Genomic DNA, 258 nt, shown 5'->3' with positions numbered 1-258 from the left:
TTTCAAGTAGATGGTGGAGCTAAGCAGGATCGAACTGCTGACCTCCTGAATGCAAATCAGGCGCTCTCCCAGCTGAGCTATAGCCCCATAAACTTGTGTCGTTCTTCATTTTTAAACAAGACTATCTGTGTAGGCACTGCATCAAGGCGTCTTACGACGTAATGGTAAGGAGGTGATCCAACCCCAGGTTCCCCTAGGGTTACCTTGTTACGACTTCACCCCAGTCATGAAACACAAAGTGGTAATCGTCCTCCCGAA

1 tRNA gene and 1 rRNA gene are annotated in these 258 nt (G+C 48.1%); both read right to left on the bottom strand.

From position 1 onward, the window contains the following. Window positions 1-11: 11 nt before the first annotated feature. Window positions 12-87 (bottom strand) — tRNA-Ala (locus GVO63_RS19450). Between the two features lie 78 nt (window positions 88-165). After that, window positions 166-258: ribosomal RNA gene (locus GVO63_RS19445) — 16S ribosomal RNA — on the bottom strand; the annotation flags it as partial.

It is taken from the genome of Alteromonas sp. KUL106, from assembly GCF_009811415.1.
In the GTDB taxonomy this organism is placed as follows: Bacteria; Pseudomonadota; Gammaproteobacteria; order Enterobacterales; family Alteromonadaceae; genus Alteromonas.
Note: the sequence above shows the minus strand (reverse complement) of the source record. Positions and strands in the feature narration are given on the sequence as shown.